The 241-nt window shown below is 79.7% G+C and carries 1 protein-coding gene; it reads right to left on the bottom strand.

The genetic code is table 11. The features are described from left to right. A partial coding sequence (locus G3I41_RS34310; RefSeq protein WP_164404424.1) for a hypothetical protein occupies positions 1–241 on the bottom strand: 241 nt, incomplete at both ends.

The following is a 241-nucleotide window of genomic DNA, read 5'->3' as shown; positions in this document are numbered from 1 at the left end:
CCGCTCAGCCGCCGCGGCGGCCTCCGACCGCATCCGGTCGGCGCTCTCCTGCGCCTCGGTCCGCAGCCGCTCCGCCTCGGTGGCGGCCTCGGTCCGCAGCCGTACGGCGACGGCCTCGCCCTCGGCACGGGACTGCGAGGCGTCCGCCGCGGCCTCGTCGCGCAGCCGCTGGGCCTCGGCCTCCACCTGCTCCTGCAGCGTGCGCAGCCGCTCGGCGGACTCCGTGCGCAGCCGCTCGGAC

Source organism: Streptomyces sp. SID9727 (genome assembly GCF_010550605.1).
Classification (GTDB): Bacteria; Actinomycetota; Actinomycetes; order Streptomycetales; family Streptomycetaceae; genus Streptomyces.
Note: the sequence above shows the minus strand (reverse complement) of the source record. Positions and strands in the feature narration are given on the sequence as shown.